The sequence below is a fragment of the Bifidobacterium sp. POST2/T3 (B1) genome, from assembly GCF_058197115.1.
This window is the reverse complement of record NZ_JBVPQK010000450.1, coordinates 1-2,101: the sequence shown is the minus strand read 5'-3', so window position 1 is coordinate 2,101 and position 2,101 is coordinate 1. Positions and strand designations below refer to the sequence as shown.

Below are 2,101 nucleotides of genomic sequence, written 5' to 3'. Positions count from 1 at the left end.
AGTTCAATGGGGTGGAAGAGACCCGGCTCAAGCCTGGCGAGACCGTCGAGATCGGCCGCAAGCCTCTGCGTCCGCTGGCCGATGATGGTCGGCGTCGTTTGGAGGTGCCCGATCAGACCAAATCCATGTCCAAGCGGCATGCCATTTTCGCCGTCGATCAGGACGGTCTGGCCACCCTGCGCGACATGGGCTCCACCAATGGGTCCTATCTGATTCAGTCCGACGGATCGCTGGTCAGGCTGCCTGTGGATGCCGCTTACCCACTGTCCAGCAGCTCAGCTCGTTTCCAGTTCGGTGATGTTCCTGTCGATTTCGTGCGTATCAGCAATCCCGAAGAAGACCAGACCGATCCTTCGCTCCGGGTACCTGACCTCTTCTCGTATTCCACACAGCCTCGCGGCGCAGTGGAGCCTGATGCAGCTGAGATGTCCGTTGACGACATTCTGGATATGCGCGCCGGCGAGCCCACCGGCATCTTCAAGGCCGACGGGGTCCGTAACCGGGTCACTGCCCTTCATGATATGGCCCTGGGTGCCGCCAAGACAGCCGATTCTTCGCAAGAGACCGGCGGAATTTCACAAGATCGTCCCAAGTCTGCCTCAGTTGACCGCGACTCGGAGGATAGCGCGTCGCCGACTTTCTCCGGAAGATCAGCTTCTATGAATCCGCGTGACTCGCAAGCGCGGTATTATGACAATCCTGATTCAGCAGAGCATGGACAGACTGACAAGGGATCGGCCGATGCTGGATCGGCAGATGACCAGGTATCGGACCGTCGCCGGGCCTATGCCGACCAGCCGGATGACAAAGAATTCGAAGACCGCGAGGGTGCCCGGCGTGAAGGGGACTTCCAGGCTCAGGACTCTCGTGGCGAAGGCCGCCGACCCCTGCCATGGCAGGAGAACGAATCCGATCGGGGTCTGCCGTTGGTCGGCACTCAGGAGGAGGACAGGCAGCCGGTCGACCGCGACCTTTTCGCTGATGCTCGTCGCTCGCGTTCCGCTGACTCCGCTCCCAATCAGGAACGCTATGACCAAGATGCTCGTGATGATCGTGGTCAACACGATGATAGCGCGTCTTTCGGCTACAAAGGCCATGCGGACGATCAGTCCGGACAAGGCCGGGGGAGCGAATCAGGCTCGGCCCAGGGGTTCACCCCGCTGGGAGCTGTAGAGCTGGCTCGCCTGTCCAAGGAGGAACCGGATCAGGCCCGGCGTCCTGAGTCAGCGGATAAGCCGGATGATGATCATCGATACCAGCCGGCCTTTGAGCCAGGATCCGTCTTCGAGCGGGTTTCCAAGGGTGACTATGACCGTGGCCGGGATGTCATCGAGGTGGACGGGATGAGTTCTGAAGATGCCAAGCGAACCGGGGACTTTGCTCTGCAGTTCGCCATGGCCAAGCATCGGCAACTGCTGCCTTTCCTGGCGATGAACCCGGCCCTTTATGATGATCTTTACGCCTGGTTGGAGGCTCAGGGCGACCGGGACATCGATGCGGCCCTGCAAAACAATGACGGGTATCACGAGTATCTGAACGCCGTGCGGAAGTGAGTAGACGGATGAGCGAGACGGTAATGAGCACCGGGGGATCGGAACAGGGCAAACGGGCTGAGGATGCGCAGGCATCAGCGGCCGGATCCTCCTCCGACCCTGCGGCAGAAGAGGTCAAAGCCCCGCTGACCCCTCTGGAGCGAATTCGAGGATGGCGCCAGGACTACCAGAACCAGGTGGGATTGACTCCTCTGGAGAATGTATCGCAGCTGGCCGCGCAGATGGACCTGACACATGCGCATCCTTCAGGCATTGCACAGCTTTTCGCCAGCGGTCAGGTTCATCTGGATGCGCTCTTCCGAGACCGCGGCATGCTGCGCGCGGCCCACCGGCGTATGGAGCGGGTCCTGGACGATCAGGCCGCCAAAGAGCGTGCCAGCGGTTTTGCCCAGCTCTCCATGGTGGTGGGAGTGGCTGCCTGGCAGGGGCGCGACATGCCTGTTCTGCTCTACCCCGTGCGTATTGATGAGGGCACACAGGGAACCTCCAGAGCCTCCATCAGATTCACAGGCAAGGTGGATCTTAATCCTGCCTTGATCTCGGCCATG

The 2,101-nt window shown here is 60.8% G+C and carries 1 protein-coding gene and 1 pseudogene; both read left to right on the top strand.

Annotated features, from left to right (window positions below; genetic code table 11):
• The coding region (locus AC0AP0_RS12670) for a variant leucine-rich repeat-containing protein (protein WP_490430745.1) at positions 1–1,553 on the top strand (1,553 nt) is incomplete at its 5' end.
• 8 nt (positions 1,554–1,561) lie between these two features.
• A pseudogene (locus tag AC0AP0_RS12665) lies at positions 1,562–2,101 on the top strand (helicase); the annotation flags it as partial.